This is a genomic window from Pseudomonas sp. IT-P258, assembly GCF_949767825.1.
GTDB classification, from domain to species: domain Bacteria; phylum Pseudomonadota; class Gammaproteobacteria; order Pseudomonadales; family Pseudomonadaceae; genus Aquipseudomonas; species Aquipseudomonas monachiensis.
Genome location: NZ_CATKPU010000019.1, coordinates 1 through 22,638, shown reverse-complemented (window position 1 = coordinate 22,638; position 22,638 = coordinate 1). Strand labels below are relative to the sequence as shown.

At 59.6% G+C, this 22,638-nt stretch carries 22 protein-coding genes and 2 pseudogenes; 13 read left to right on the top strand and 11 right to left on the bottom strand.

Features of this window, described 5'->3' with window-relative positions:
• Positions 1 to 149: 149 nt before the first annotated feature.
• The 7 genes and pseudogenes from ACM6G4_RS06650 (at position 150) to ACM6G4_RS06620 (ending at position 6,283) form a co-directional block, all read left to right on the top strand.
• A complete protein-coding gene (locus ACM6G4_RS06650) occupies positions 150 to 1,001 on the top strand; it encodes a putative selenate ABC transporter substrate-binding protein (RefSeq protein WP_056727378.1) in 852 nt (283 codons plus the stop codon).
• The gene (locus ACM6G4_RS06645; RefSeq protein WP_056727380.1) at positions 998 to 1,795 is read left to right on the top strand and encodes a phosphonate ABC transporter ATP-binding protein; all 798 of its coding nucleotides are present in this window, start codon (positions 998 to 1,000) and stop codon (positions 1,793 to 1,795) included. The genes ACM6G4_RS06650 and ACM6G4_RS06645 overlap by 4 nt, the downstream gene beginning before the upstream one ends.
• Positions 1,789 to 2,616 carry a PhnE/PtxC family ABC transporter permease gene (locus ACM6G4_RS06640; RefSeq protein WP_414913312.1) on the top strand — a complete coding sequence of 276 codons (828 nt, stop codon included), beginning with the start codon at positions 1,789 to 1,791 and terminating at the stop codon, positions 2,614 to 2,616. The genes ACM6G4_RS06645 and ACM6G4_RS06640 overlap by 7 nt, the downstream gene beginning before the upstream one ends.
• Positions 2,613 to 3,380 carry a phosphonate ABC transporter, permease protein PhnE gene (phnE, locus tag ACM6G4_RS06635; RefSeq protein ID WP_414913311.1) on the top strand — a complete coding sequence of 256 codons (768 nt, stop codon included), beginning with the start codon at positions 2,613 to 2,615 and terminating at the stop codon, positions 3,378 to 3,380. The genes ACM6G4_RS06640 and phnE overlap by 4 nt, the downstream gene beginning before the upstream one ends.
• A 97-nt stretch (positions 3,381 to 3,477) precedes the next feature.
• Positions 3,478 to 4,448: pseudogene (locus tag ACM6G4_RS06630) on the top strand (IS256 family transposase); the annotation flags it as partial.
• A 150-nt stretch (positions 4,449 to 4,598) separates the two neighbouring features.
• Positions 4,599 to 4,997, top strand: coding sequence for a DUF5329 domain-containing protein (locus ACM6G4_RS06625; protein WP_414913310.1), 399 nt, complete (start codon positions 4,599 to 4,601; stop codon positions 4,995 to 4,997).
• A 95-nt stretch (positions 4,998 to 5,092) separates the two neighbouring features.
• Complete coding sequence (locus tag ACM6G4_RS06620) at positions 5,093 to 6,283, top strand: MFS transporter (protein ID WP_414913309.1); 1,191 nt, start codon at positions 5,093 to 5,095, stop codon at positions 6,281 to 6,283.
• An 83-nt stretch (positions 6,284 to 6,366) separates the two neighbouring features.
• On the opposite strand, the gene ACM6G4_RS06615 is transcribed toward ACM6G4_RS06620, so the two are convergent.
• Complete coding sequence (locus tag ACM6G4_RS06615; RefSeq protein WP_414913308.1) at positions 6,367 to 6,825, bottom strand: hypothetical protein; 459 nt, start codon at positions 6,823 to 6,825, stop codon at positions 6,367 to 6,369.
• A gap of 263 nt (positions 6,826 to 7,088) precedes the next feature.
• On the opposite strand from ACM6G4_RS06615, the gene ACM6G4_RS06610 reads away from it, so the two are divergent.
• Together ACM6G4_RS06610 and ACM6G4_RS06605 are read left to right on the top strand one after the other, a co-directional pair.
• Positions 7,089 to 7,457 carry a type 1 fimbrial protein gene (locus tag ACM6G4_RS06610; RefSeq protein WP_414913307.1) on the top strand — a complete coding sequence of 123 codons (369 nt, stop codon included), beginning with the start codon at positions 7,089 to 7,091 and terminating at the stop codon, positions 7,455 to 7,457.
• Positions 7,458 to 7,840: 383 nt separating this feature from the next.
• Positions 7,841 to 8,200, top strand: a complete 360-nt coding sequence (locus ACM6G4_RS06605) for a DUF6124 family protein (RefSeq protein WP_409078707.1) — start codon at positions 7,841 to 7,843, stop codon at positions 8,198 to 8,200.
• 389 nt (positions 8,201 to 8,589) lie between these two features.
• On the opposite strand, the gene ACM6G4_RS06600 is transcribed toward ACM6G4_RS06605, so the two are convergent.
• Complete coding sequence (locus ACM6G4_RS06600) at positions 8,590 to 9,606, bottom strand: succinylglutamate desuccinylase/aspartoacylase domain-containing protein (RefSeq protein ID WP_056727399.1); 1,017 nt, start codon at positions 9,604 to 9,606, stop codon at positions 8,590 to 8,592.
• A gap of 171 nt (positions 9,607 to 9,777) precedes the next feature.
• On the opposite strand from ACM6G4_RS06600, the pseudogene ACM6G4_RS06595 reads away from it, so the two are divergent.
• Positions 9,778 to 10,263 (top strand): annotated as a pseudogene (locus tag ACM6G4_RS06595) (TetR family transcriptional regulator C-terminal domain-containing protein); the annotation flags it as partial.
• Here ACM6G4_RS06595 and ACM6G4_RS06590 read toward each other — a convergent pair.
• From ACM6G4_RS06590 to ACM6G4_RS06565, 6 genes are all read right to left on the bottom strand, one after another.
• On the bottom strand, positions 10,219 to 11,223 hold the full coding sequence (locus tag ACM6G4_RS06590; protein ID WP_414913306.1) for a DMT family transporter: 1,005 nt from the start codon (positions 11,221 to 11,223) through the stop codon (positions 10,219 to 10,221). The pseudogene ACM6G4_RS06595 and the gene ACM6G4_RS06590 overlap by 45 nt on opposite strands.
• Positions 11,223 to 11,921, bottom strand: a complete 699-nt coding sequence (locus ACM6G4_RS06585) for an ABC transporter permease (RefSeq protein WP_056727404.1) — start codon at positions 11,919 to 11,921, stop codon at positions 11,223 to 11,225. The genes ACM6G4_RS06590 and ACM6G4_RS06585 overlap by 1 nt, the downstream gene beginning before the upstream one ends.
• Positions 11,922 to 11,939: 18 nt before the next feature.
• A complete protein-coding gene (locus tag ACM6G4_RS06580) occupies positions 11,940 to 12,653 on the bottom strand; it encodes an ABC transporter permease (protein ID WP_056727405.1) in 714 nt (237 codons plus the stop codon).
• 141 nt (positions 12,654 to 12,794) lie between these two features.
• Positions 12,795 to 13,577, bottom strand: coding sequence for a transporter substrate-binding domain-containing protein (locus tag ACM6G4_RS06575; protein ID WP_223541814.1), 783 nt, complete (start codon positions 13,575 to 13,577; stop codon positions 12,795 to 12,797).
• A gap of 27 nt (positions 13,578 to 13,604) precedes the next feature.
• Positions 13,605 to 15,608, bottom strand: coding sequence for an aminotransferase class I/II-fold pyridoxal phosphate-dependent enzyme (locus tag ACM6G4_RS06570; protein WP_056727409.1), 2,004 nt, complete (start codon positions 15,606 to 15,608; stop codon positions 13,605 to 13,607).
• A 156-nt stretch (positions 15,609 to 15,764) separates the two neighbouring features.
• Positions 15,765 to 17,165 (bottom strand): MFS transporter, encoded by a 1,401-nt coding sequence (locus ACM6G4_RS06565; protein ID WP_414913305.1) that lies wholly within the window; start codon positions 17,163 to 17,165, stop codon positions 15,765 to 15,767.
• A 215-nt stretch (positions 17,166 to 17,380) separates the two neighbouring features.
• Between ACM6G4_RS06565 and ACM6G4_RS06560 the strand changes: the two genes are divergently transcribed.
• A complete protein-coding gene (locus ACM6G4_RS06560; RefSeq protein ID WP_414913304.1) occupies positions 17,381 to 18,268 on the top strand; it encodes a LysR family transcriptional regulator in 888 nt (295 codons plus the stop codon).
• A gap of 13 nt (positions 18,269 to 18,281) precedes the next feature.
• Here the strand turns inward: ACM6G4_RS06560 and ACM6G4_RS06555 are convergent, their stop codons facing one another.
• Positions 18,282 to 18,734, bottom strand: coding sequence for a cupin domain-containing protein (locus ACM6G4_RS06555; protein WP_414913303.1), 453 nt, complete (start codon positions 18,732 to 18,734; stop codon positions 18,282 to 18,284).
• 292 nt (positions 18,735 to 19,026) lie between these two features.
• On the opposite strand from ACM6G4_RS06555, the gene ACM6G4_RS06550 reads away from it, so the two are divergent.
• Both ACM6G4_RS06550 and ACM6G4_RS06545 read left to right on the top strand, forming a co-directional pair.
• Entirely contained in the window at positions 19,027 to 19,335 is a 309-nt protein-coding gene (locus ACM6G4_RS06550; protein ID WP_414913342.1) for a hypothetical protein, read from the top strand.
• 168 nt (positions 19,336 to 19,503) lie between these two features.
• Positions 19,504 to 20,343, top strand: a complete 840-nt coding sequence (locus ACM6G4_RS06545; RefSeq protein WP_414913302.1) for a 5'-nucleotidase, lipoprotein e(P4) family — start codon at positions 19,504 to 19,506, stop codon at positions 20,341 to 20,343.
• Between the two features lie 130 nt (positions 20,344 to 20,473).
• Here ACM6G4_RS06545 and ACM6G4_RS06540 read toward each other — a convergent pair whose 3' ends face one another.
• Both ACM6G4_RS06540 and ACM6G4_RS06535 read right to left on the bottom strand, forming a co-directional pair.
• Positions 20,474 to 21,190, bottom strand: coding sequence for a class I SAM-dependent methyltransferase (locus tag ACM6G4_RS06540; protein ID WP_414913301.1), 717 nt, complete (start codon positions 21,188 to 21,190; stop codon positions 20,474 to 20,476).
• 340 nt (positions 21,191 to 21,530) lie between these two features.
• Positions 21,531 to 22,286, bottom strand: coding sequence for a hypothetical protein (locus ACM6G4_RS06535; RefSeq protein ID WP_056727421.1), 756 nt, complete (start codon positions 22,284 to 22,286; stop codon positions 21,531 to 21,533).
• Positions 22,287 to 22,638 lie beyond the last annotated feature (352 nt).

Below are 22,638 nucleotides of genomic sequence, written 5' to 3'. Positions count from 1 at the left end.
CTTCTCCATGCGCTGGAAGACCATGCTGGTCAAGTACGCTGGAGTCCCTATAATCGCGGCGTTTTCGTCTACCCTCACGAAGCGTCGTGCAGCAATCAGCTTGTGCGGGGCGCATCGACATTTTTCCGCTATTGAACCGGAGAACTTCCATGCTCAAACGTACCCTGGCATTGGCCGTCGGCCTGACCCTGTCCTTTTCCACCCTGCTGGCACAGGCCGCCGACACCCTCAAGGTCAGCGCCATCCCCGACGAAGCCCCCACCGAATTGCAGCGCAAGTTCAAGCCCCTGGGCGAGTACCTGGAGAAGCAACTGGGCATGAAGGTCGAGTTCGTACCGGTGTCCGACTACCCGGCGGTGGTCGAGGCCCTGGCCACAGACCGTATCGACATGGCCTGGCTGGGCGGCTTCACCTTCGTGCAGGCGCGGCTGAAAACCGGCAATGCCATTCCACTGGTACAGCGTGAGCAGGACGCCCAGTTCACCAGCAAATTCATCACCGCCGACCCGGCCGTCAAGTCGCTGGCCGACCTCAAGGGCAAGTCGTTCGCCTTCGGTTCGGTCTCGTCGACGTCGGGCAGCTTGATGCCGCGCTATTTCATGCTGCAGGACGGCATCAAGCCTGAAACTTACTTCAGCCGTGTCGGTTACTCCGGCGCCCACGACGCCACCGTCGCCTGGGTTCAGGCTGGCAAAGTGGACGCCGGCGTGCTCAATGCCAGTGTCTGGGAAAAACTGGTCAAGGCCGGCAAGGTCGACACCGACAAGGTCAAGGTCTTCGCCACCACGCCGGCCTACTTCGACTACAACTGGACCGTGCGCGGCACCCTCGACCCGGCCCTCGCCGAGAAGATCAAGGTGGCCTTCCTCGCGCTCGACCCGGCAAAACCTGAAGACAAGGCCATTCTGGACCTGCAAGCCGCCAGCCGTTTCATCGAGACCAAGCCTGAGAACTACAAGGGCATCGAGGAAGCCGCGCGCGCTGCCGACCTGCTGAAATGACCTTGCACCTGAACCGGGTCAGCCTGACTCACGGCAACGGCGTACGTGCGCTGCATGAGGTCGACCTGCACATCGCTGCCGGTGAGCAGGTCGCGATCATCGGTCCGTCCGGCGCTGGCAAGTCGAGCCTGCTCAACGTGCTGGCCACCGCCCTGCGCCCGGACAACGGCGCGGTCGAGGTACTCGGCGAGCACGCCTGGCAGCTTGGGGCCCATCGGCGTCAGCAGCTGCGGGCGCGCATCGGCCTGGTGCACCAGGCGCCACCCCTGCCACCGCGGCAACGGGTGGTCACGGCGGTGCTGGCCGGAAAGCTGGGCCAGTGGGGCTTTGCCAAAAGCCTGCTGAGCCTGCTGCATCCGGTGGATGTTCCCGGAGCGCGGGCGGCACTGGCCAAACTGGACCTGGGAGACAAGCTGTTCGCCCAGTGCCAGCAATTGTCCGGCGGCCAACTGCAGCGCGTGGGCATTGCCCGGGTGCTGTACCAGGCGCCCGAAGTGCTGCTGGCCGATGAGCCGGTGTCGGCGATGGACCCGGTACTGGCCGGGCACACCCTGTCGATCCTCTGCCGCCACGCCCGGGAACACAAGGTGACCCTGGTCGCCAGCCTGCATGCGGTGGACCTGGCCCTGGCGCACTTTTCACGCATCATCGGTTTGCGCGAAGGTCAGGTCCTGTTCGACCTTCCCGCCAGCGACGTCGACCACGATTTGCTCGACAAGCTCTACGCCAACGAACAATTGCTATCGCCGCCCGTTCCGGTGGCGCCCTTGAGCCTGCAGATTCCCCGATGCTGACGCGCGATACACGAGACCCGGCCACCCTGCCCCGCCTGCTGCTCAGTCTGTTGGCGCTTGCCCTGCTGTGGCCCGGTATTCATTTCAGCGAACTGGATCTGGGTGTGCTGCTCCAGGCCGACAGCCAGAGTGAGATGGGCCGGTTTGTCTCAGCCTTCTGGCCACCGGCCCATGGCGAAGAGTTCCTCCAGCTACTGTGGCAAGCCACGCTGCAAACCCTGGCCATCGCCACCGCCGGCATGGCCCTGGCCTTGATGTTGGCCGTGCCCGCCAGCTTGTTGGCCAGCCGGGCGCTGTCGTTGTCCGCCGCCTCTCGCAGCGGTCGCCCGAGCGCCTTGGGCCGACTGTTGCGCTGGCCGGTGCGCGGGCTGCTGATCTTCCTGCGCAGCGTGCCGGAAATCGTCTGGGCCTTGCTGTTCGTGCGCGCCGTCGGCCTTGGCCCGACCGCCGGGGTGCTGGCGATTGCCATCACCTACAGCGGCATGCTGGGCAAGGTCTACGCGGAAATCTTCGAGTCCGTCGACCAGCGTCCCGCCCACTCGCTGCTGCAAGCCGGCAGCGGCCGGTTGGCGGCGTTCTGCTACGGCATCCTGCCCAATGTCGCGGCGGAGTTGCTGTCGTACACCGTATATCGCTGGGAGTGCGCGATCCGCGCCTCGGTGGTGATGGGCTTCGTCGGTGCCGGCGGGCTGGGCCAGCAGATCGACCTGTCGTTGCGCATGTTCGCCGGCGGTGAAGTGGCGAGCATGTTGCTGACCTTTTTCGTCCTGGTGCTGTTCGCCGACCAAATCAGCCGCCTGTTGCGCTGGAGGTTCGCATGAATCGCCTGATCAACCTGCTACTGATCCTGTGCATTGGCGCAGCGGTCATCGCTTCATTCCGCTATCTGGGCATCGACCTCGGCGAACTGACGGGCAGCGGCAACCTGAAGCAGATGGGCGCCTACGTGCTGCGTTTTCTCAGCCCCGACCTGAGCGCCAGCCATCTGCAAGCCATCGGCCGTGGCGCCGTGGAAACCATGGCCATGTCGGCCCTCGGCACCCTGCTCGCGGCGGTATTCGGCCTGGTGCTGGCACTGCCGGCGGCCGGGCGTTTCGGCTGGCCGTTGCAGAGTGCGTCGCGCCTGGTGCTGAACGCCCTGCGCGCCATTCCCGAACTGGTGTGGGCCGCGCTGATGGTGCTCGCCGCCGGACTCGGCCCCAACGCCGGCACCCTGGCACTGGCCATGCACACCACCGGGGTGCTGGGTCGATTGTTCGCCGAAGCACTGGAAAACACCCCGCCGCAACCGGCTGAAGCCATTCGCTTGCAGGGCGGTAATGTGGTCTGGGCCTTTTGCTACGGCACCCTGCCCAACCTGTTTCCGCAGCTGTTGGCGTACATCCTGTACCGCTGGGAAAACAACATCCGCATGGCTAGCGTGCTCGGTTTTGTTGGGGCTGGGGGGTTGGGGCAGATGCTTTATGTGAGCCTTAGTCTGTTTCAGGAGGCTCAGGCCAGTACGGTGATTTTGGCGATGTTGGTGTTGGTGTTTGCGGTTGATGGGTTGAGTAGTTGGAGTCGGCAGCGGTGGGTTAAGGCTTGATGGGGGATTGGATGGATTTGGTCAGGTGATTGCATTCGGGCTTAGGGGGGTGTCAGAAATTTTGTGTTCGGGCATAACATGAGTAAGAGGTGCATGTATGCCAACCAAAAAGAAACCCGCGTTGCGAGAGCTTCCGAAAATCCCGAAAGAGCTGCTTGAGCAATTCAGCGATGGACCGATGACCGCTGAAGCCATTGAGGACGCCTCTGCGGCGTTCAAGAAGGCTTTGATCGAGCGAGCCCTGAGTGCTGAGCTCGGCCACCACCTGGGCTATCCGCCGGGCGCGCAGCGCCCAGAGGATGAAACCAACCAGCGCAATGGCAAAAGCGCCAAGACGGTTTAACCGGCGACGGCCCGCTCCGACTGGATATTCCTCGCGACCGGGACGGCAGCTTTTCTCCCATTCCGATTCCCAAACACGAGCGCCGTTACACCGGGTTCGACGACAAGATCATCGCCATGTATGCCCGTGGAATGACTGTCAGAGAGATCCGTGCGTTTCTCTCCGAACAGTACGGTACTGACGTTTCTCCCGACTTCATCAGCTCTGTAACCGACGAGGTCATGGCAGAGATCGGTGCATGGCAACAGCGGCCTTTGGAGCCGATGTACCCGGTTATTTTCTTCGATGCTCTGCGGGTCAAAATCCGCGAAGAGGGGCTGGTTCGCAACAAGGCGATCTACCTGGCCCTGGGTGTATTGCCTGACGGAACACGCGATATTCTCGGCATCTGGATCGAAACGACCGAGGGGGCCAAATTCTGGATGAAGGTTTTCAACGACCTCAAGACACGCGGCGTCGAAGACGTGTTGATTGCTGTGACCGATGGCCTTAAAGGCATGCCAGAAGCTCTCAGCGCCGTATTTCCAGAAACGACACTGCAAACATGCATTGTTCATCTGATCCGCAACAGTCTTGATTACGCGGCTTGGGATAAGCGTCGCGAACTGGCCAAGGCGCTCAAACCGATCTATCAGGCTGTCACCGCCGAAGCGGCCGAGCAGGCACTGGATGCGTTTGAAAGCGGGCCATGGGGCAAGCAGTATCCGACGGTAGTGGCTGCCTGGTTTCAAACGGGGGCTATTTTTCTCATCGCCGCTACAAAGGGCAATGACGTCAAACAGACATTGTTGGTATTTACTTAATGCTCAAATGCTCGCAACCCTGTCCGGCAGGGGTTCAAGGCTGTTCTTCCACTTTCAGGACGAGGATGAATCATGCGGATATGGATAAAAGCAGCGGTCAGGCCCATCAGCCAATGGATGATGGCCGCTGGTATCGGCCTTATCGCAATCGTAACCAATGCGCAGGCTCAAGCCACACCTCAAGCCACACAAGAGATAAAGGGCTTGCTGGACTTTGTCGAGCATAGTGAATGTCGGTTTGTGCGTAATGGGGACGAATTCCCAGGTCCCCGGGCTCGGGCGCATCTGGAGAAGAAGCTGAATTATCTCGAAGGCAAGAATAGGGTGAACAGTGCAGAAGACTTCATCGAGCTTGCTGCCACTAGAAGCAGTATGACTGGCCGCGCCTATGAGGTGCGATGTCCAGAAGGCGCACAACCGGCAAGCACCTGGTTGAAGACGGAACTACAGAGGCAACGGCAGCTCCATTGATTTTTGCCGCTCTGACGCAAACCTGGTTCGCCTGCACGCACGACTAAACCGATTTTTCAGTCTCGTCTTGATGCCGATGAGTACAGGATGAAAATATGAGTAGCGGAAGGTCAAACACCAACGCTGAGCTTTTTCGTATTCCGCGCACGATTTGGGCTCTTGGCTTTGTCAGCCTATTCATGGATCTATCATCCGAGCTGGTACACAGTTTACTGCCTGTGTTTTTGGTTACAACATTGGGCGCGAGTGCATTGGCCGTCGGAGTGATCGAGGGTATTGCCGAGTCGACTGCCATGCTCGTCAAGGTATTTTCTGGTGCTATCAGCGACTATATGGGGCGGCGCAAAGGATTGCTGTTGCTCGGGTATGGTTTAGCCGCTGTGACCAAACCACTTTTTCCTCTGGCTCATTCCGTTGAAGTGGTCTTCACCGCCCGCTTTCTGGATCGAATTGGCAAAGGCATTCGTGGAGCACCACGAGATGCTCTAATCGCAGATGTGTCGCCACCAGAAATTCGTGGCGCCTGCTTTGGACTGCGGCAGTCAATGGATACCGTAGGGGCTGTTCTTGGCCCTGCCCTGGCCATCGTACTCATGTTATGGCTTGCAGACATAGAGCTTGTCCTGTGGTTTGCAGTTGTTCCGGCAGCGATGGCGGTGGCTCTCATTGTCACAAGCGTAAAAGAGCCCACACACAGCCCCAGTGCACAAAAATTTCTATCTCCAATTCATTGGAGAGTCCTGCGTGACTTCTCCTATGGGTATTGGTGGGTCGTCATTGTTGGAGGGGTGTTTACGCTCGCCCGTTTCAGCGAGGCGTTTCTGGTATTGCGGGCACAGCAGGCAGGCCTGTCGATCACCTGGACTCCACTGGTGATGGTGGTGATGGCACTTTTCTATACGTTGTCCGCTTATCCTGTCGGCTGGCTATCTGACCGCATCCGTCGCACCAAACTGCTCTGTGTGGGGATGGGACTACTCGTCCTGGCGGATCTGCTGCTGGCTCAGTCCAGCTCTGTCATTACGATGATGTTTGGCATTGCCTTGTGGGGGCTTCATATGGGATTCAGCCAAGGCATTCTTGCCTCGCTGGTAGCCGATAACGCTCCCACGGAGCTCAAGGGTACGGCCTTCGGCATTTTTAATCTTGTCAGTGGTGTATGCATGCTGATCGCCAGCGTACTTGCGGGCTGGCTTTGGCAAAACATGGGGGCAGACAGCACTTTCCTCACGGGGGCGCTGCTTGCCACAACAGCTCTGCTCTTACTGTTATTCAAGAAGCAGTAAGCAAAAACAAAAAGTAAACAGTACTGCCCACAAAAAACCCTTCCTGCGCATCACCGCAGGAAGGTTTTTTTGTTTGCGGCTAATCAGTCTTTAGCCTGGCTCAACTTGGTGAACAGCTCGGTCGGTACTTTCTTGCCGTTGGAGATGAACTGGTTGGTGCGGAACTTGTACACCTCACCTTCGGAAAGGAAGCCGTCGCCGTTGGTGTCCATCGCCTTGAATTCCTCAGTGCCCTTGGGCGCCACCGCCAGCAGTTCCTTGAGCGACACGCGGCCGTCATGATCGGCGTCGGTACGCGCAAAAGATGCATCGCCGCACTTGCCCTCACCGCACTTGCCCTCGGCCTGGGTCTTTTGCGCGCTGGCTTCGGCACCGCACTTGCCTTCGCCACACTTGCCTTCGCTGGTCTTTTCCGCGGAAGCCAGTTGGTAGCCCTGAGGCAAGGCCTCGGCGGAAAACGCCAAGGACGTGAAGTTGATACCGCCGACCAGTGCAACAGCGAGCAGGCCAATACGGGTTTTGTTCGACTGGATACGAGTCATGTTGATACTCCGGATCATTTGCGCGGCGGGACCGTTATTGGTCGTACCACAAGGGTTGATAAACCTGGTTGCGGGGTGCGTTGTGCACCTCGCTTTGCCAGGTCTATTTGGCCTCGGTGGTGTATCCCGGCTGTATCCGTGAAGCGCTGGTTTTGTATGGCTGTACGAAGATGTGGTGCCTTGATACACGGCGATACAACAAAAGCCTCAAGCGACTACCCTTCGTTGACGACCTAGACCTTACAAATCAAGGAGCGTCAGGCATGAACGGCAAACGTATGGCAGCGGGATTGAGTCTTTTGTTCGCCCTCAGTGGTGCGTGCCTGGCGGCGCCGGGCACCATCAGGTTTCAAGGCAGCATTGTCGAGCCGGGCTGTCAGTCACGCGTGGGGACGGATGGCACATTCGGACTTTACCAATGCCCTGCCCAGAGTCGTGCGATGGGGATTGAGGCAAACAGCATCGCACCAACCGCCAGTGTGAGCGCTGTCGGTCAATCCAGCGTCAACGTAAAACTGCTCGCTGACAGTGGTCGGGAAGGCCGATATTACGATCAACGGTTTGTGTTGATGGATGACGCAGGCTTACCGATCCGTTCCGGAGACTATCTGGTTACCCTCAGCATGCCTTGATCACGGGGCGCGCGCAGAGCGTCTGCATCTGAGCAATAGCACTTGTTTAAAGAGGCTGTAGGTTATTTCCTGAGAGCTACAAGACCTTGCGTCGTTGCCTACGGTTACGCCAGAATCCGCCGGCTTGTGCGCCCTGCCCCTGGTCTCTATCGTTTCCACGCCACTGCCCATCAGTGGTCGGGTTTAGCAGCCCGGGGTTGTAAGCAAGGTGCACATGCTCCTGTCAGTCAGGTATTCCCATGCCTGCATTTGATGGTGGCTGTGCGCAGGGCGCCTTCGGGCGCGCCGGCTTTGCTAGCTTCCCCGGTCTGCTAACCTGCGCACAGCTGCCTCCTTCTCGTTTAGCAGCAAGAGGGTTGGCACCCAATCAGAGAAGCAAGCATATGTTCAAAGTCACCCCCAACCCGCCGGACACCGATCCGACATCCCCGTACGAACCCGATTCAAAAACGCTCAACGAGGCCGCCGAACGTGCGCTCGCCTTCCACTTCCCCTCGACTGCCGACATCAAAGCCACGCCGCGCAGACCCAGCCACCTGTTTACCGTTGACCCCGAAGCCACGACCGAAACCCTGGTGGTTTATCTGGTCGAAACGCTGGCCTCGGTCGATGTGATGGTGCATCAGTTGGTGGATCATCTGGACGGCGGATCACGCAATGCCCTGCTGGGGATTTCCAACAGTGTGATGTTGGCGGAGATCACGGCGAATCGGGTGCTGGACCAAATCGACCCGCCCGCATAAACACTGAATCTGTGACTAACACTACCCCCGTGGCGAGGGGCATTGCCCCCGCTCGGCGGCGAAGCCGTCGCAAAACCTGACTGCACCGTCTGACTGAAGAAAAGCGGGGGGCCGCTTCGCAGCCCAACGGGAGCAAGCTCCCTCGCCACAAATGTCGGCAGGCTCAATTAGCGCAACAACACATACATCGCATTGAATCATTGGCAGACGCTAACTCTGTAGCTAACACCGCCCTTGTGGCGAGGGAGCTTGCTCCCGCTGGACTGCGCAGCAGGCCCTGCTTTTCAGGTGAAGAGCTGGGGCCGCTACGCGACCCAGCGGGACGGTGCAGTGTTCCGACAAGCTCCCTCGCCACAGGTTTTGTGTGATTGATGTTGGCTGGGCCATCTCTAGTTCGGGTCCAGCAACCCGCCACTCCAGTTTCTCGACACCCGGCTACCAGTGAATTTCGCCACGCCCATGCCCTGGGGGATCAGGCGATCGCGATAGCGCGTCACCAGGCGTCCCGCTTGTTCGGCGTGCAGCACCACTTCGGTGGACGGGTCGCCCGGGCGTCCGAGAATCCGCGCAAAGCGCTGGCCTTCCTCGACGAAATCCCCCAGCTCTTTTTCGAAGATCAGCACGCCCGGTTGCGGGGCGATGATGGTTTCCATGTGGCCCATTTCCACGGCTTCGACGGGCCAGTCCGTGGGCGCCACTGATTCATCGATGACAGCGCAACCGCACAGCCAGTTGTATAGCCCTTCGGCATCCGACTCGGCAAAACGGTCGCTGACATCGCCCTGCCCGCGCAACTCCAGGGTCGCCGCCATGCGCCCCGCAGTGGCTCCGTCGCGTATCCACGGGGCAATGATGGTTTCCTCGAAGGAGCCATCGCCGCCGTCATCCCAGATGATCGCCACGTCCATCTTCATCGCCGCCGCCAGTTCGCGGCCACGGGGCCAGAAGCTGCGGTGCACGTAGAGGTACGGCAAGGCCTCGTCATCGGTGTGCAGGTCGAGCATCACATCGGCCGGGGCAGCCAGTTGCACCAGTTGCTTTTGCCATTGCTGGACGCAGGTCGAAGGTCGTTCCATGGCTGCCGACTGGTCGAACGCGCGGTTGAAGTTTTGCCCGGTGGCGTCGTGATAACGGCCAAGGATCCGCCCTTGGCGAAACTGCCCGATGCCCAGCGGATTGGCCTGGGGCACCACGGTGATGTTGCCTTTGAGCCGGCCCTGGGCCTCGGCGTTTTGCAACCGTTGCATCAGCAGGTGCAGGACCAGCATCCCGGCGATTTCATCGGCATGTACGCCGGCCTGCAGGTGTACGTTTGGCCCGCTGCCGTCGCCTGCATAGCGCCAGGCACCGACCCGCACGGCGTCACCGTTGTTGTTGCGAACACTGAACGAAATATCCTGCGGCATTGGCTTTCCCTCCCGTCATGAACCTTGAAAAACGTTGTATCGCTGCTGCCGAAGCTGGTGATTGAACAGACGTTCAACTAAGCTCGGCATCGTGGAACCTCACCCAAGGACAGCCTTGTGACAACCGATGCCCCGAAAAACCGCCGCGCCGAACCCGAAGACCGTCGCGAAATGCTGGTGGCCGCCACCCTGCGCTGCCTGGGCCGCGACGGTCACGCCGGGATTTCCGTGCGGCGTATTGCTACCGAGGCCGGGGTCTCCGTGGGGTTGCTCAACCATCACTTCGGCAGCATCGAGGCACTGATCGCCGACACCTACCAGCGGCTCGCCAGCGAACTGACCACCGCCCTGCTCCAGGAAATCGAACAGGCCCAGACACCGGCGCAAAAGATCGATGCTTTCCTGGAAGGCTCGTTCTCGCCCAGGGTCATGGACCCGAAACTGCTCGGCGTGTGGGTGGTGTTCTGGAGCCTGATCCGTCACTCCGAACACGTCAGCCAGTCCCACGAAAAAAGCTACCGCGCCTACCTCGACCTGATCCGCCAGTTGCTCGACGGGCTGGCCGCCAGCGAAGGTTTCGTGATTCACGACACGCGCCTGGCCGCCATCGGCTTATCGGCGATGCTCGACGGTCTCTGGCTCGAGTGGTGCCTGAACCCCGAGACCTTCAGCGCCGCCAACGGCCTGCACATCTGCCGTTGCTGGATAAAGGGGCTGCGTCACGGAGCATTCAGCACCGACGACGTCCTGTGACGGGTGCCGGCCGAAGATCATCGCCAGGGTGCCGCTGACCGCGATCAGCCCGGCGCCGATCATCAGCGACATGTCCATCAGCGTGCCCCAGATCAGGCTCGACAGGGCAAACGCCCAGATCAGCCCGGTGTATTCGAACGGCGCGAGCAAGGTCGCGGTGGCGCGGCGGAAGCTGGCGAACAACAGGAACTGACCGATGCCGCCCACCAGGCCGGCGCCGAGCATGCCCAGCCAGGCCGGCGTCGGTGATGGCGTGTGGGTCCAGGGCAAGGCGACCGCCATGCAAATCACGAACACCACGTTGGTGATCAGCATCTGCTCCAGCACCGAGGTCTGCTCATCCACCTGACGCAGCTGGATATAGGTGAATGCCCAACACATCGCCGCCAGCAGGGTCAGGACGATCGGCAACGGATCGGTCATGTTGTCGGGACGACAGGCAATGACCACCCCGACAAAACCGATGATCAGGCTGAACCACTGCCAGCCGCCGGCGCGCTCCTTGAGTATCACCGCCGCCAGCACCGTGACCATGATCGGCGCGGAAAAATACAGGGTGGTCATCTCGGCCAGGGTCAGGTCCCGGGCCGCCGTGTAGTACAGCACCCAGGCGACAATCGACAGCAACCCGCGCACCACCAGCAGACGCCGGCTCGGCGAGCGCCAGGCTCGCTGGATCAGGCGCAGGCGCCCCACCAGCAGCACCGCCACGACCACCACCGCGGCGCGCCAGAACAGAATGGTGACCACCGAATAGTCGGCCACCAGCCACTTGATGACCGCATCCTGCAACGCCAGGAACGCATAGCCCAAAGTGCACAGGCCGATGCCTTGCAGCGAGCGGTCAACGGTTGGAGAACTCATCAGGCCGACCTGCGTACGGGCGTCCCGCGCCGCTCGGCAAAGGCAAACAGCGCCTCGATCAGGAACGTCAGGCAGACGTAGACGCCGGCCACCAGCAACAAGGGTTCGTACACTTGCAGGGTTTGTGCGCGGACCACGTTGGCGGCGCCGAGCAGATCGATCACGGCGATGGTCGAGGCCAGCGCCGTGGACTTGAGCAGCATCACGGTTTCCCCGGCCAGGGTCGGTAACAGCAAGCGCATCGCCCGGGGCAAGCGCACCCGCAGCAAGGACTGGCGCGCCGTCATGCCGAAGGCCGACGCCGCTTCCATTTCACCCTTGGGCACCGCCAGCAGGCCACCGCGAATCACTTCGCCAACATAAGCCCCCACCGACACCACCAGGGCAAACACGATGTACCAGTAACCATCGCGCAGGTAGGGCCAGAGGAAACTGCCGCGAATCAGCGGGAACTGGGCAAACAGACTGCCCAGGCCGTAGTAGAAAATGTAGATCTGGATCAGCAACGGCGTGCCGCGGGTGACGCTGGTGTAGAACAGGCTGACCTTGGCGATCACCTTGTTTTTCGAGATCCGCGCCAGCGCCACCAACACCGCCAGGCCATAACCCAACACACTGGCGATCAACAAAATCGTGAGGGTGGTTTGCAGCCCCCGGCCCAATAGTGCCGCGTATTCAACTATCCACGCTGGAATCATTTCATTCTCTCTGCCGGTTCAGTCAACAAGAGGCATCCAGCGACGAATGCGTCGCTCCAACCGTCCCGAAAGGTAGTTGGACACCAGCGTCACTGCGTAATACAGCGCCGCAGCCGTGAGGTAGAACAACAGATAGTGGCGCGTCGACCCCGCACCTTGCTTGGCGGTGTATAGCAGCTCGTTGGTGCCAACCACGCTGATCAGTGCACTGTCCTTGATCAGGTTGATCCACAGGTTGGCCATCCCGGCCATGGCATAGGGCGCCATGATCGGCAGCGTGACCCGGCGGAACAGGCCGAAACCGTTGAGGCCGAACGCCTTGGCCGCTTCGATCTGGCCGAAGGGAATCGCCTGGATCGCCGCGCGGAAAATCTCCGAGGCGTAGGCGCCCTGCACCAACCCCAGCACCACAATGGCCGCCAGCGGACCGCTGACATCGACCACGCCGTAGCCGAGATGGGTCATCAGCGAATTGAGGAGCATGGAGCCGACGTAGTACAGCAACAGAATCAGCAGCAACTCCGGAACAGCCCGGAACAAGGTGGTGTAGCCACGCATCAGCGCTGCAATCGGCTTCGGCGCGCCAAGCTTGAGGCACGCCACCACCAGCCCGATGGCCAGCCCGAGCACAAAGGCCCCGGCGGAAATCTGCAGGGTCATCCAGAGCCCTTTCAACAGCGCACTGCCCCATCCCTGCTCGGTGAAATTGATCAGATCGAACATTGCCGGCATTTCAGTCTCCAGTCAGCGGTCCTGCACTGTCCCTTGTGGGAGCGGGCTTGCTCGCGAAAGCGGTGTGTCAGTCAACATTTATGTATCTGATACGCCGCTTTCGCGAGCCGCTCCCACAGGGGATCTACGTTTAACCCGTCGTCAGAACGCAGGCTTGACGCTGGTGCCGAAGTAGCTCTGGGACAGCTCGTCGTAGTCCTTGCTCGCCAGCAATTCCTGGATGGCCTTGTCGAGCTTGGCCTTGAGTTCGGTGTCGTCCTTGCGCAGGCCGGCGCCCACGCCTTTGCCGAAGATCGGGTCATAAGGCACGGTGCCGAGGTAGGCCAGGTCCTTGGCATCCGGGGTCTTGATGAACGCGGCCATGGCGGTGCCGTCGGCCATCATCAGGTCGATGCGCCCGGCAATCAGGTCGGCGTTGGCCGAGTCCTGGGTGTCGTAGTACTTAACGTCGGCAATTTTTTCGTAGTAGGTCTTCAGGTAGCTGGCGCTCACGGTCGAGTTCTGCACGCCGATGATCTTGCCCTTGAGGTCATCCGGGTATTTCTTCACCGATGCTTCTTTCGGGCCGACGACGGCAATCACCGAGTCGTAATAAGCCTTGCTGAAGGCGATCTGTTTTTCCCGCTCCTCGGTCACCGACATTGACGAGAAAATCACGTCGATCTTCTTCGCCAGCAACGATGGAATGATGCCGTCCCACGCCACTTCCTTGATCTCGCACTCGGCTTTCATTTCGCTGCACAGCTTGTGGATCAGGTCGACTTCAAAACCTTTCCACACGCCGTTGGCCTGCTTTTCGGTGTACGGCGGATAGGGTTCCGCTGCCACCGCGAACCTGATCGGTTGCGCCTGAGCAGCACTCATGCCGACCAGCATTACGCAGGCCGCACCGGTCAACCAGTTTGCAAAACGTCGATTTCCCATGTTGTTTTCCCGTCTTTTTATGATGAGTTAGCGAGTCTGATGAGCGTTGACGAATTGCCGGCAACGCTCGCTGCGTGGGTGTACGAACACTTCGTCCGGCGAACCGGTTTCCTCGATCAGCCCTTGATGCAAAAAGGCGACTTTGGATGAGACATCGCGTGCGAAAGCCATTTCATGAGTCACCAGGATCATGGTCCGGCCTTCTTCGGCGAGGGAGCGGATCACCCGCAGCACTTCCCCGACCAGTTCCGGGTCGAGTGCCGAGGTGGGTTCATCGAACAGCATGACCTTGGGCCGCATGGCCAGGGCCCGGGCGATGGCCACCCGTTGTTGCTGTCCCCCGGAGAGAAACGCCGGGTACTCGTTGCGCTTGGCCGCAAGACCTACGCGTTCGAGCAGGGCTTCGGCCCGCTCTGTGGCCTCCGCACGGCTTTCACGCAGGACCTGGGTCGGCGCTTCGATAAGGTTTTCCAGCACCGTGCGATGGGGCCAGAGGTTGAAGTTCTGGAACACCATGCCCAGGCTGGAACGGATGCGCACCAGCTGTTTGGCGTCCGACACCAGCGGAGCGCCGGGACGATTCTGGTTGAGGTGAATGCTTTCGCCATCGACCAGGATGCGCCCCTGGTCCGGCACTTCGAGCATGTTGATGCAGCGCAGCAGGGTACTTTTGCCCGAGCCGCTGGCACCGATCAGGGAGATCACGTCGCCCTCGCGGGCGGTCAGGGAAACGCCCTTGAGCACTTCGATATTGCCGAAGCGTTTGTGCAGGCCATCGACCTCGATCATGGTCTTGGCGGCGACCGGTTCGACGGTGGCGGTGCTGGTCACCGTGCCGATCACCGGCCGCGGCGCTTCACCGTTGAGCACCTGGACGAAGCCGCGAATGCGCTGGCAGGCCTGGGCCAGGCGCTCGTCACTCAAGGTGAACGACAGCCGTACAAACCCCTGGGCCGGCTCACCGAATGCCGCCGCATCGAGCACCGAGACACCGGCCTCGCGCAGCAGGCGCCAGGCGAACTCCAGCGAGGTCAGGCCGGTGCCGCGCACGTCCACCAGCACGAACATGCCGGCATCAGGGTTGAGCACGCTAATGCCCGGGCAATCCGCCAGGCCAGATACCACCAGGTCGCGGCGCCGACGATAGATCTCGCGCATGCCGTGGGTGACGTCGTCATGGGACTGCACGGCCTTGAGCGCCGCTTCCATGACAAACCCGGGCAAGCCGTACAGCATGCTCAGCACCAGGGTTTCGACATGATTGACCAGGGCTTCATTGGCCACGACCCAGCCGATGCGCCAACCGGTCATGGCATGGGATTTGGACAGGCTGCCGATCACCACGCAGCGCTCGGCCATGCCCGGCAACGCCGCCAGGCTCAAGTGTTCACGCTCGTAGGCGAGGCTCTCATAGACCTCGTCCACCACCACCCACAGGTCATGGGCGATGGCGAGTTCGGCGATGGCTTGCAGCTCTTCGCGCCCCAGTACCACCCCGGTGGGGTTGTTCGGGTTGGAGAAGAAAATCGCCCGGGTGCGCGGGGTAATGGCCTTGGCCAGCACGGCGGCATCGAGGCGGAAACCCGAGTCCGCCGCACAGGGCACCCGCACCAGCGTGGCGCCGGACGCCTTGAGCGTGGCTTCGTAGGTGACGTACATCGGATCGAAGGCAATCACTTCGTCGCCGGCACCGAGCAGGCACATCGAGGTGGCGAACAAGGCGTTCTGCGCACCGGCCGTGAGAATGACGTTGGACGCCTGCAGTTCGCGGTCGATCAGTTGGCTGTAGCGGCCGGCAATGGCCTCGCGCAAGGCCTGGCGACCGGCGATTTCGGTGTAGTGAGTATCGCCTTCACGCAAGGCGTGGATCGCGGCATCGGTAATGAAATCGGGGGTGGGGAAATCCGGGTCGCCGACGCTGAGGATGATCACGTCCTCGCCTTTGCGCTGTGCCGCGCTGGCCGCGTAGTGGATATCCCAGGCGGCAACGCCTTGGCCACTGATCCGTTCAACAAAGGGTGAAAACCGCATGCCAGTGCCTCGTTCGAATTGAAGAAACGCAAGCCCGCAACCAGCCGGGGGAAGGTGGCCCCAACATAGTCCAGACTGAACACTCGTTCAATAGAAAACTCGCAAGGCTTCGCGTTCAGCGCAAACAGGTCGTTTTCACGACAGTCGCGCCGTTTTTCAGCACGGCGCAATCAAGCGACGTGAAACGATTTTGCTGATCGCGCCCAGCACCAGGGCCACGAGAATCAGCCCCGCAGCCACCGCAAACGTCAACCGCATCCCCTGCGCGATTGCCTCGGGTTGCGCCTGCAGGATATCGCCGCTGGCCGTGCCGAAGGCGAACACCGCGCCCATGACCGAGGCGCCCGTGATCAATCCGAGATTGCGCGACAAGCCGAGCAATCCGGACACAACACCTCGCTGCCGCGCCTCGATTTCCAGCATGACGGCGGTATTGTTGGCCGCCTGGAACAGCGCATAACCGGCGGTAATGACAGCCAGCGGCACGATGTAGCCGGGCACACCGAACGTCATTGGCAAGGCCGGCAGGATGCAAGCGCCGGTCAACATGGCGATCAATCCAGTCGTGCTGGCTCGATACGTGCCCAAACGATCGACCCACCGGCCCGCCGGCACGCCTGCCAGCGCCGCCACCAACGGCCCCGTCGACATCACCAGCCCGACACTCGCTGCATCCAACGCCAGTGCGCCAGTGAGGTAAAACGGCCCTACCACCATGGTCGCCATGACCACGGTGGTCACCAGCATGCTCATGACCAATCCCGCGCTCATCCGCGAGTTACGGAATATCGTCAATCGAACCAGAGGCGACTCGGCCGTGTGCTCGACGAATACAAACACGCCCAGCCCGAAAACCGTCGCCAGCAACAGCGTCATGTTCAGCGGCCCCAGGGTGCCACGCCCAATGGTCATCGCCAGTGCATAAGCCAGCAGCATCAGAACCAGCACCAGCGTGCCGGGCACATCGAAGCCCGCTCGATCCGCCCTCTTCTCACTGCGATCACTCGGCAAAAAGTAGAGCGCGAGCCCCATCGCCAAAACACCCACCGGCACATTGACCAGAAAAATTGCCTGCCACCCCAGATTGGCAATCAAATAACCTCCAAGGGTCGGGCCGAGCGAGGTGCCAATCGCCGACATCGTGCCGAGCACGCCCATCGCGCTGCCCATTTTTTCCTTGGGCACCGCCCCGCTCACCAGCGCCATGGTCAGCGCCATCATGGTGGCCGCGCCGACGCCCTGTAAGGCCCGGGCGGCAATCAGCAGCCACAGATTGGGCGCCAGGGCGCACAGGAGCGAGGCGACGGTGAACAGCGCAATGCCGATCAGCAGCAAGCGCCGCCGCCCCAGAAGGTCGCCGAGCCGGCCGATGCTGACGATCAGCGCGGTGATGCTCAGCAAGTAGGCGAGCACCACCCACTGCACGGCCTGGAACGACGCTGAAAACGCCTCGGCCAATGTCGGTAAACCCACGCTGGCAATGCTGGTGCCCAGGGACGACAGCAGCATGGATAACGACAGGCTGGCCAAGGCGCCCCGGATCGATATGGACTTCATTTTCTCGCGACTCCGCAAAGGGTTGTCCCGAGCCTAAGCCTGGCCATAACATGGCGGAAGACGCAGCATTTGCACTGTATACATGCATATAACGCCACCTACCCACAACCCAGTGTGGGAGCGGGCTTGCTCGCGAAGAGGCCGTCAGCTTCACCATTAACGTTGGCTGACACACCGCCTTCGCGAGCAAGCCCGCTCCCACAGGAATTGATTCGATGCCCGATCTGAATCTGTTGATCACCCTGAACGTCTTGCTCGAAGAAGGCAGCGTGGCCCGCGCGGCAAAGCGTTTGCACCTGAGCCCGTCGGCCATGAGCCGGGCGCTGGCGCGGTTGCGCGAAACCACCGGCGATCCGCTGCTGGTGCGGGCCGGGCGCGGACTGGTTCCCACGCCCCGGGCGCTGGAGCTGCGTGAGCGCGTCGGCCTGTTGGTGCAGGACGCCGAAGCCGTGTTGCGCCCCGCCGAGGCACTGGACCTCAACCAACTGGTGCGCACCTTCACCCTGCGCACCAGCGATGGCTTCGTGGAAAATTTCGGACCGCCCCTGATCGCCCGCCTCCATCAGGACGCACCTGGTGTGCGCCTGAGTTTCGTGCAGAAGCTGAACAAGGACAGCACCCTGCTGCGCGAAGGTTCTGTGGACCTGGAAACCGGTGTGATCGGCGAATCCACCAGCCCGGAAGTGCGGACCCGGATGCTGTTTCGCGACCGGTTCGTGGGCATCGTGCGCAAGGGCCATCCACTGGCTCGCGGCGAGATGACAGCGGTCCGTTATGCCGCCGCCCGGCACATCCTGGTCTCGCGCCGGGGCCACGAAAAAGGCGTCATGGACGACGCCTTGAACGAGCTGGGACTGAGGCGGGACATCGCCACCATTGTCGCCGGCTTCTCTTCGGCGATTGCATTGGCGCGGGCTTCAGACCTGGTCGCCAGCGTACCGCAGCGGCACGTCGGCAACCTGTGCCAGGGGATGCACTGCTTTGCCCTGCCGTTCCCCACCCCGGCGATCACGGTTTCGATGCTGTGGCACCCGCGCATGGATGCCGACCCGGCGCATCGCTGGCTGCGCGGTTGTGTGTGGGAGGTTTGCAGTTCGCAATGACCCGGTAGCCCGCCTACTCCTTCAGGATCAGCAGCGGCTCGCCTTTGTTCACGATGTAGGTCGCCAGCTCCGAAGCCTTACCCTGGCCCACGTTCTTCGCCACATGGGCAACGCCTTCGGGGATGTACAACGAATCACCGGCCTTGAGCGTCACCGGTGCCCGCCCTTCCAGTTGATACTCGAAGGTGCCGCTGATCACGTGCGCCACCTCGACACCGGAGTGAGCATGTCTGGGCGACGTCACGCCCGGATCGAAGTCCACGAGCACCTGAAGGACTTCGCGGTTGGCGGCACCCAGGTCTTCACGTACCAGGTCGGTGCGATGCAGGCCCTGCTGCCAGCTTTTCATCGCCGGGGCCGGCTGAGCTTCCTGGGCTTGAGAGAAACCCGCGAAGGTGGCTAGCCCGGCGGCTGCCAGGACCAGACCAAGCTTGCCGAGGGTGTGACGGGTGTGGGTACGCAACATTGTCTTTCCTCCAGTTGAACCACGCCAGGTCGCGCCGAAAGTGGCGCGATGCCGGTGGTTCCATTGGAAGGCCGCCGTGTATCGCCCGGGTGTCGGGAAACGGCGGTTTTGTATGCCCGGGTAACGGCGGGCGTTGCGGATACCTGCGGATACAAACCCACAGCCGAGGGCATACCATCAATGACAGCTTTATATCTGCGTACCCCCCTCTCCGGCGTCCTGCCGACCGAACACCAGTCCCTTCATGCACTATTGCCCGTTGCTACGTTGAAATCTCCACGGAGAATTCGCGATGCCAAACTCTGACCTACTCCCTTCCCTGCTCGCCCTGGAAGCTGCCATCCTGGAACTGTCGAACTGGGTCGAGCAGCACGGATCGGCCTATTCTGTTGAAAAGTCGGCCATGGTTTTCACGGTAGAAAAGTACACGCTTGAGATTAAAATCTTTGCATTGAGCGGAGGACTCCCGGCTCAGATTTCGCGTAGCGGCGCGCAAAAAAAGGCATTGTCAGCGGTCAGTATGCAGACGATCTGGAAGAACCGACTTTTTCAACAGAATCGGCCAAAAAGCGCTCGTTCGGTCACTCGCAAGTATTCCTGACACGGGTGCTGACTCAGCTCATTGCAAATTTATTACAGATAAATGACAGGAATTACGCCCGAATGATCTAGAAATGCGACACCCGCATTGAGCTCAAACACGGGCTGATATAGAACACCTTGGCAGCATTTTCCACAGTTGTTCAATCCGTGTTCTAAGGGCTCGAATGTGAAAATAAAAACAAAGAAAATCCTAATCTCCCCCTTGTTCCTCTCTCTGCTGATGCTTCATGGGACTCCCAGCTTTGCCGAGGACGTCGCCAGCCCACCTTCAAATCTTTTAACGGCTGCCGTTGCCTGGAAGCAAACCGCCGCCGAGTTTGAAGCGCTTTATTATCAAGGGTTCAACGTAGCAAGAATGCAGCTGGATCGAGCCCTCCAGGCCCACAAAGCGGGCGACCGACCGTTAGCGATCATCAGCGATGTCGACGACACCGTGCTCAGTAGCAACAGCTATTGGGGCTATATGATCAATGCCGACAAAGAGTTTTTCGACGACGCCGCATGGGATAAATGGGTGGCCGACAATGGTCCGGTTGCCACGCCTGGCGCGGTGGATTTCTTGAACTATGCGCAATCAAAGGGTGTTGAGGTTTTTTACGTCACCAGCCGTGACCAGGGCGAAAAAACCTTCGAATACGCTTTGGCGAATCTTCGGAAAAACAATCTTCCGTTTGCCGATGATAAACACCTGACGGTTTATCGTGAAAGCTCCAACAAGGAGCCACGTCAATCAGAGATCGCCAAGGATTACAATGTCGTGGTGATGCTGGGTGACAACCTCAACGACTTCAAGCGCAAGTACTACGTTGCTGACGTTAAACAACGCAATAGCCTCATGATCGAAGACAAGGAGCAGTTCGGTCGCAAGTTCATCATCTTCCCGAACCCGACCGATGGCCACTGGCTCAAAGCGATTTTTGGCGACTCGGAACCACCGGCCACGCCGGAAAACCGCGCGAAGTTCAAGGCCGCGGCCGGCTCTACAGCCTGGCAGCTGAAGCAATAACAGGGCTAGATCCGGTCAAGGCTTCAGGGGGCGACAACCATCGTTTCGCCCCCATAACGAGACGGGCTTTCTCACTTTTTCTCGGTCGCGACAGCCATAATCGGCCAGCAACGGCCTATCACATCGCTGTTCAGAGTGATTTACACGTCAACCAAGCACCCCAGAACAGGCTGCTGAAAAAACGCGTAGCGTCCCCAAAACCCGCGTCATGCAAAAGCTTCTGCACCGCCGCCTCAGAATGTGGAGGGTCAGCTCCTTGAAGAATTTTACCAAGCTTGACCTTCACTTCATCCGGGCTGGCTCCGTGCTGCCGCCAGCGTTGCCCCCAGGCGGCGAGGAGTAACGGCTGGCTGGCATAGGCATATTGATTGCCGGCGACAATCAGCGCAGCCCCCGGTTTCAGACGAGCCCGAATGGATCGTAAAATTTGTCCTTTGGCATCATTCCCGTCGAGATGATGGAGTACACCGATCAAAGTGGCTGCGTCGTAGGACTCATCTGCCGCCAAGTCTTCAACGTGCCCCAGATGCAGGTCCGTTCTTTCGAGCACGTTGTTTACGGCTAACTGCTGTTTCGCGGTTTCAAGCATCGGCTCAGATGGATCAACTGCGGTGAAATGCCAGCCCGGCTCAAGCCTGGCCATCGCGATTATCTCCTGCGCCGTACCGCCAGCGCCGACTACCAGTATTTTTGCCGAGCCCATATTTCCAAGGCTTGCCGCGAGCATGCACGCCACCAAGTCCTGACAGGCGTCATAACCTGCCAGTGCAATTCGGCTCTGTCGTCCGTACTCATTGGCCCGTGTGTTATCGAACTTTTCAGCTGAGTTGAGTGTTAATGATTTCAAGGGCGGTTCTCCATGTCCTTGAATCAACTTAGGTCATAAACAGCGATAATAGAAATTCATTAATTTCATATATTGAATTCCTGTCGAGAATACCAAACCGCTCAGAGTTCGCCCAAGCGACAGTCCGCTTCACGCCCTGAGGAAGTCAGTCAACCTAAATCAAGGATGATGCAGACCGCTAAAAGAAAGCGGTATCAACGCATATTGGAAAAAGCCTCCACACGCTGAGCGTGCGGAGGTTTTTTTTCTCTCGACAATTACCCAATAGATTGGGCGATCATCCTCAAAGTCTCTTTTCGTGCAGACTCAACCGATACGATTTTGTCTCCGGCTAGAAAAGTTACCGGCCATTAGCACAATCCTGCTCCCATTCTTCGAGCATATCGTTCATCACAGGGGCTTCCTCACCTTGGCTCCTACGGAATTCTGCGACCTTACCTTCGACGCATTTATCGGGGTCTGTGCTGTTAGCAACTGGTACTGGTTGAGCTAGTCTCGGAGGTCGGTTCCCGTTGATGGCTGCTGACGACAGCTGCGCTAAAAAGGATGTAACGGTCGGTGACTTACTGAACTCGACATACATTTGATCGCCATTATCTGTAGGCTGTGCGGTATATTCGATGTCCTGAGCATATTCACGCTCTCCGGTTTTAATACCTGCTTTGGCTCCATATGCGTCGAAATCTCCATTCGGAGAATGCGTCCAAACCCCCATGAGTAGCAAATTCATTGAGCTATCGAGGTTGTTGTGGTCCATTCCTTTTGTCGCGCGCGAGAGTGCATCTTTCGAGACATCGAAAGCTATTTTCCCGGCACAATAACTTTTGTTGATCGCAGCATCGACCTTGGTGGTACGCGTGCTTATTAATTTGGGTTTGAACTCCGACAGGATGGATTGAATTTCCGTTTCGTCTACCTTCGGCCCGCCTACCATAGGTCTAGCGTTGTCGATGAGTACTTGCCGAATCTGGCTCTTGACATCATCGCCGATAATGTTTGCTACCGTTTCGTTGTCGCAGCCAGGTGGTTTCGGACCGCACCCCGCTATGAATGCGATTGTTACTGCAATTGCACCGAATTTAAGTGGGTATCGCATGGATGTTCCTTGGCATGATTGATAAAGCTCCCCCTGCTATGTCGGTTAATTTGCATTTTTCTGAAGTGCATTTTTTCCGCAAGCCACAGTTGTCAGTTGAAATTCCTATTCTTATCTACAATCAAATGCCGTCGGAGTGAGCCGTCTAGGGATTTATAGGCATATTCGAAAACCGCTGTTCGATTGTAGTTTTTCGCGGAGGACTGCAATTGGCTTGCCGCGGACAGTTTTCAGCCTGTCACGACAGGCAGAAAACGACTGTGGATTCAACCGGCCCAGAGTGTGTAAAAACACAACTACGCTCAAAAGCCCTGTATCGAATTTTTATTTCGTTGTACGTTGAAGCCGCGGG

Coding starts and splice junctions, on each gene's coding strand:
- ACM6G4_RS06650 (WP_056727378.1), top strand. CDS start 150: ATGCTCAAACGTACCCTGGCATTGGCCGTCGGCCTGACCCTGTCCTTT.
- ACM6G4_RS06645 (WP_056727380.1), top strand. CDS start 998: ATGACCTTGCACCTGAACCGGGTCAGCCTGACTCACGGCAACGGCGTA.
- ACM6G4_RS06640 (WP_414913312.1), top strand. CDS start 1,789: ATGCTGACGCGCGATACACGAGACCCGGCCACCCTGCCCCGCCTGCTG.
- phnE (WP_414913311.1), top strand. CDS start 2,613: ATGAATCGCCTGATCAACCTGCTACTGATCCTGTGCATTGGCGCAGCG.
- ACM6G4_RS06625 (WP_414913310.1), top strand. CDS start 4,599: ATGCGGATATGGATAAAAGCAGCGGTCAGGCCCATCAGCCAATGGATG.
- ACM6G4_RS06620 (WP_414913309.1), top strand. CDS start 5,093: ATGAGTAGCGGAAGGTCAAACACCAACGCTGAGCTTTTTCGTATTCCG.
- ACM6G4_RS06615 (WP_414913308.1), bottom strand. CDS start 6,825: ATGACTCGTATCCAGTCGAACAAAACCCGTATTGGCCTGCTCGCTGTT.
- ACM6G4_RS06610 (WP_414913307.1), top strand. CDS start 7,089: ATGAACGGCAAACGTATGGCAGCGGGATTGAGTCTTTTGTTCGCCCTC.
- ACM6G4_RS06605 (WP_409078707.1), top strand. CDS start 7,841: ATGTTCAAAGTCACCCCCAACCCGCCGGACACCGATCCGACATCCCCG.
- ACM6G4_RS06600 (WP_056727399.1), bottom strand. CDS start 9,606: ATGCCGCAGGATATTTCGTTCAGTGTTCGCAACAACAACGGTGACGCC.
- ACM6G4_RS06590 (WP_414913306.1), bottom strand. CDS start 11,223: ATGAGTTCTCCAACCGTTGACCGCTCGCTGCAAGGCATCGGCCTGTGC.
- ACM6G4_RS06585 (WP_056727404.1), bottom strand. CDS start 11,921: ATGATTCCAGCGTGGATAGTTGAATACGCGGCACTATTGGGCCGGGGG.
- ACM6G4_RS06580 (WP_056727405.1), bottom strand. CDS start 12,653: ATGCCGGCAATGTTCGATCTGATCAATTTCACCGAGCAGGGATGGGGC.
- ACM6G4_RS06575 (WP_223541814.1), bottom strand. CDS start 13,577: ATGGGAAATCGACGTTTTGCAAACTGGTTGACCGGTGCGGCCTGCGTA.
- ACM6G4_RS06570 (WP_056727409.1), bottom strand. CDS start 15,608: ATGCGGTTTTCACCCTTTGTTGAACGGATCAGTGGCCAAGGCGTTGCC.
- ACM6G4_RS06565 (WP_414913305.1), bottom strand. CDS start 17,165: ATGAAGTCCATATCGATCCGGGGCGCCTTGGCCAGCCTGTCGTTATCC.
- ACM6G4_RS06560 (WP_414913304.1), top strand. CDS start 17,381: ATGCCCGATCTGAATCTGTTGATCACCCTGAACGTCTTGCTCGAAGAA.
- ACM6G4_RS06555 (WP_414913303.1), bottom strand. CDS start 18,734: ATGTTGCGTACCCACACCCGTCACACCCTCGGCAAGCTTGGTCTGGTC.
- ACM6G4_RS06550 (WP_414913342.1), top strand. CDS start 19,027: ATGCCAAACTCTGACCTACTCCCTTCCCTGCTCGCCCTGGAAGCTGCC.
- ACM6G4_RS06535 (WP_056727421.1), bottom strand. CDS start 22,286: ATGCGATACCCACTTAAATTCGGTGCAATTGCAGTAACAATCGCATTC.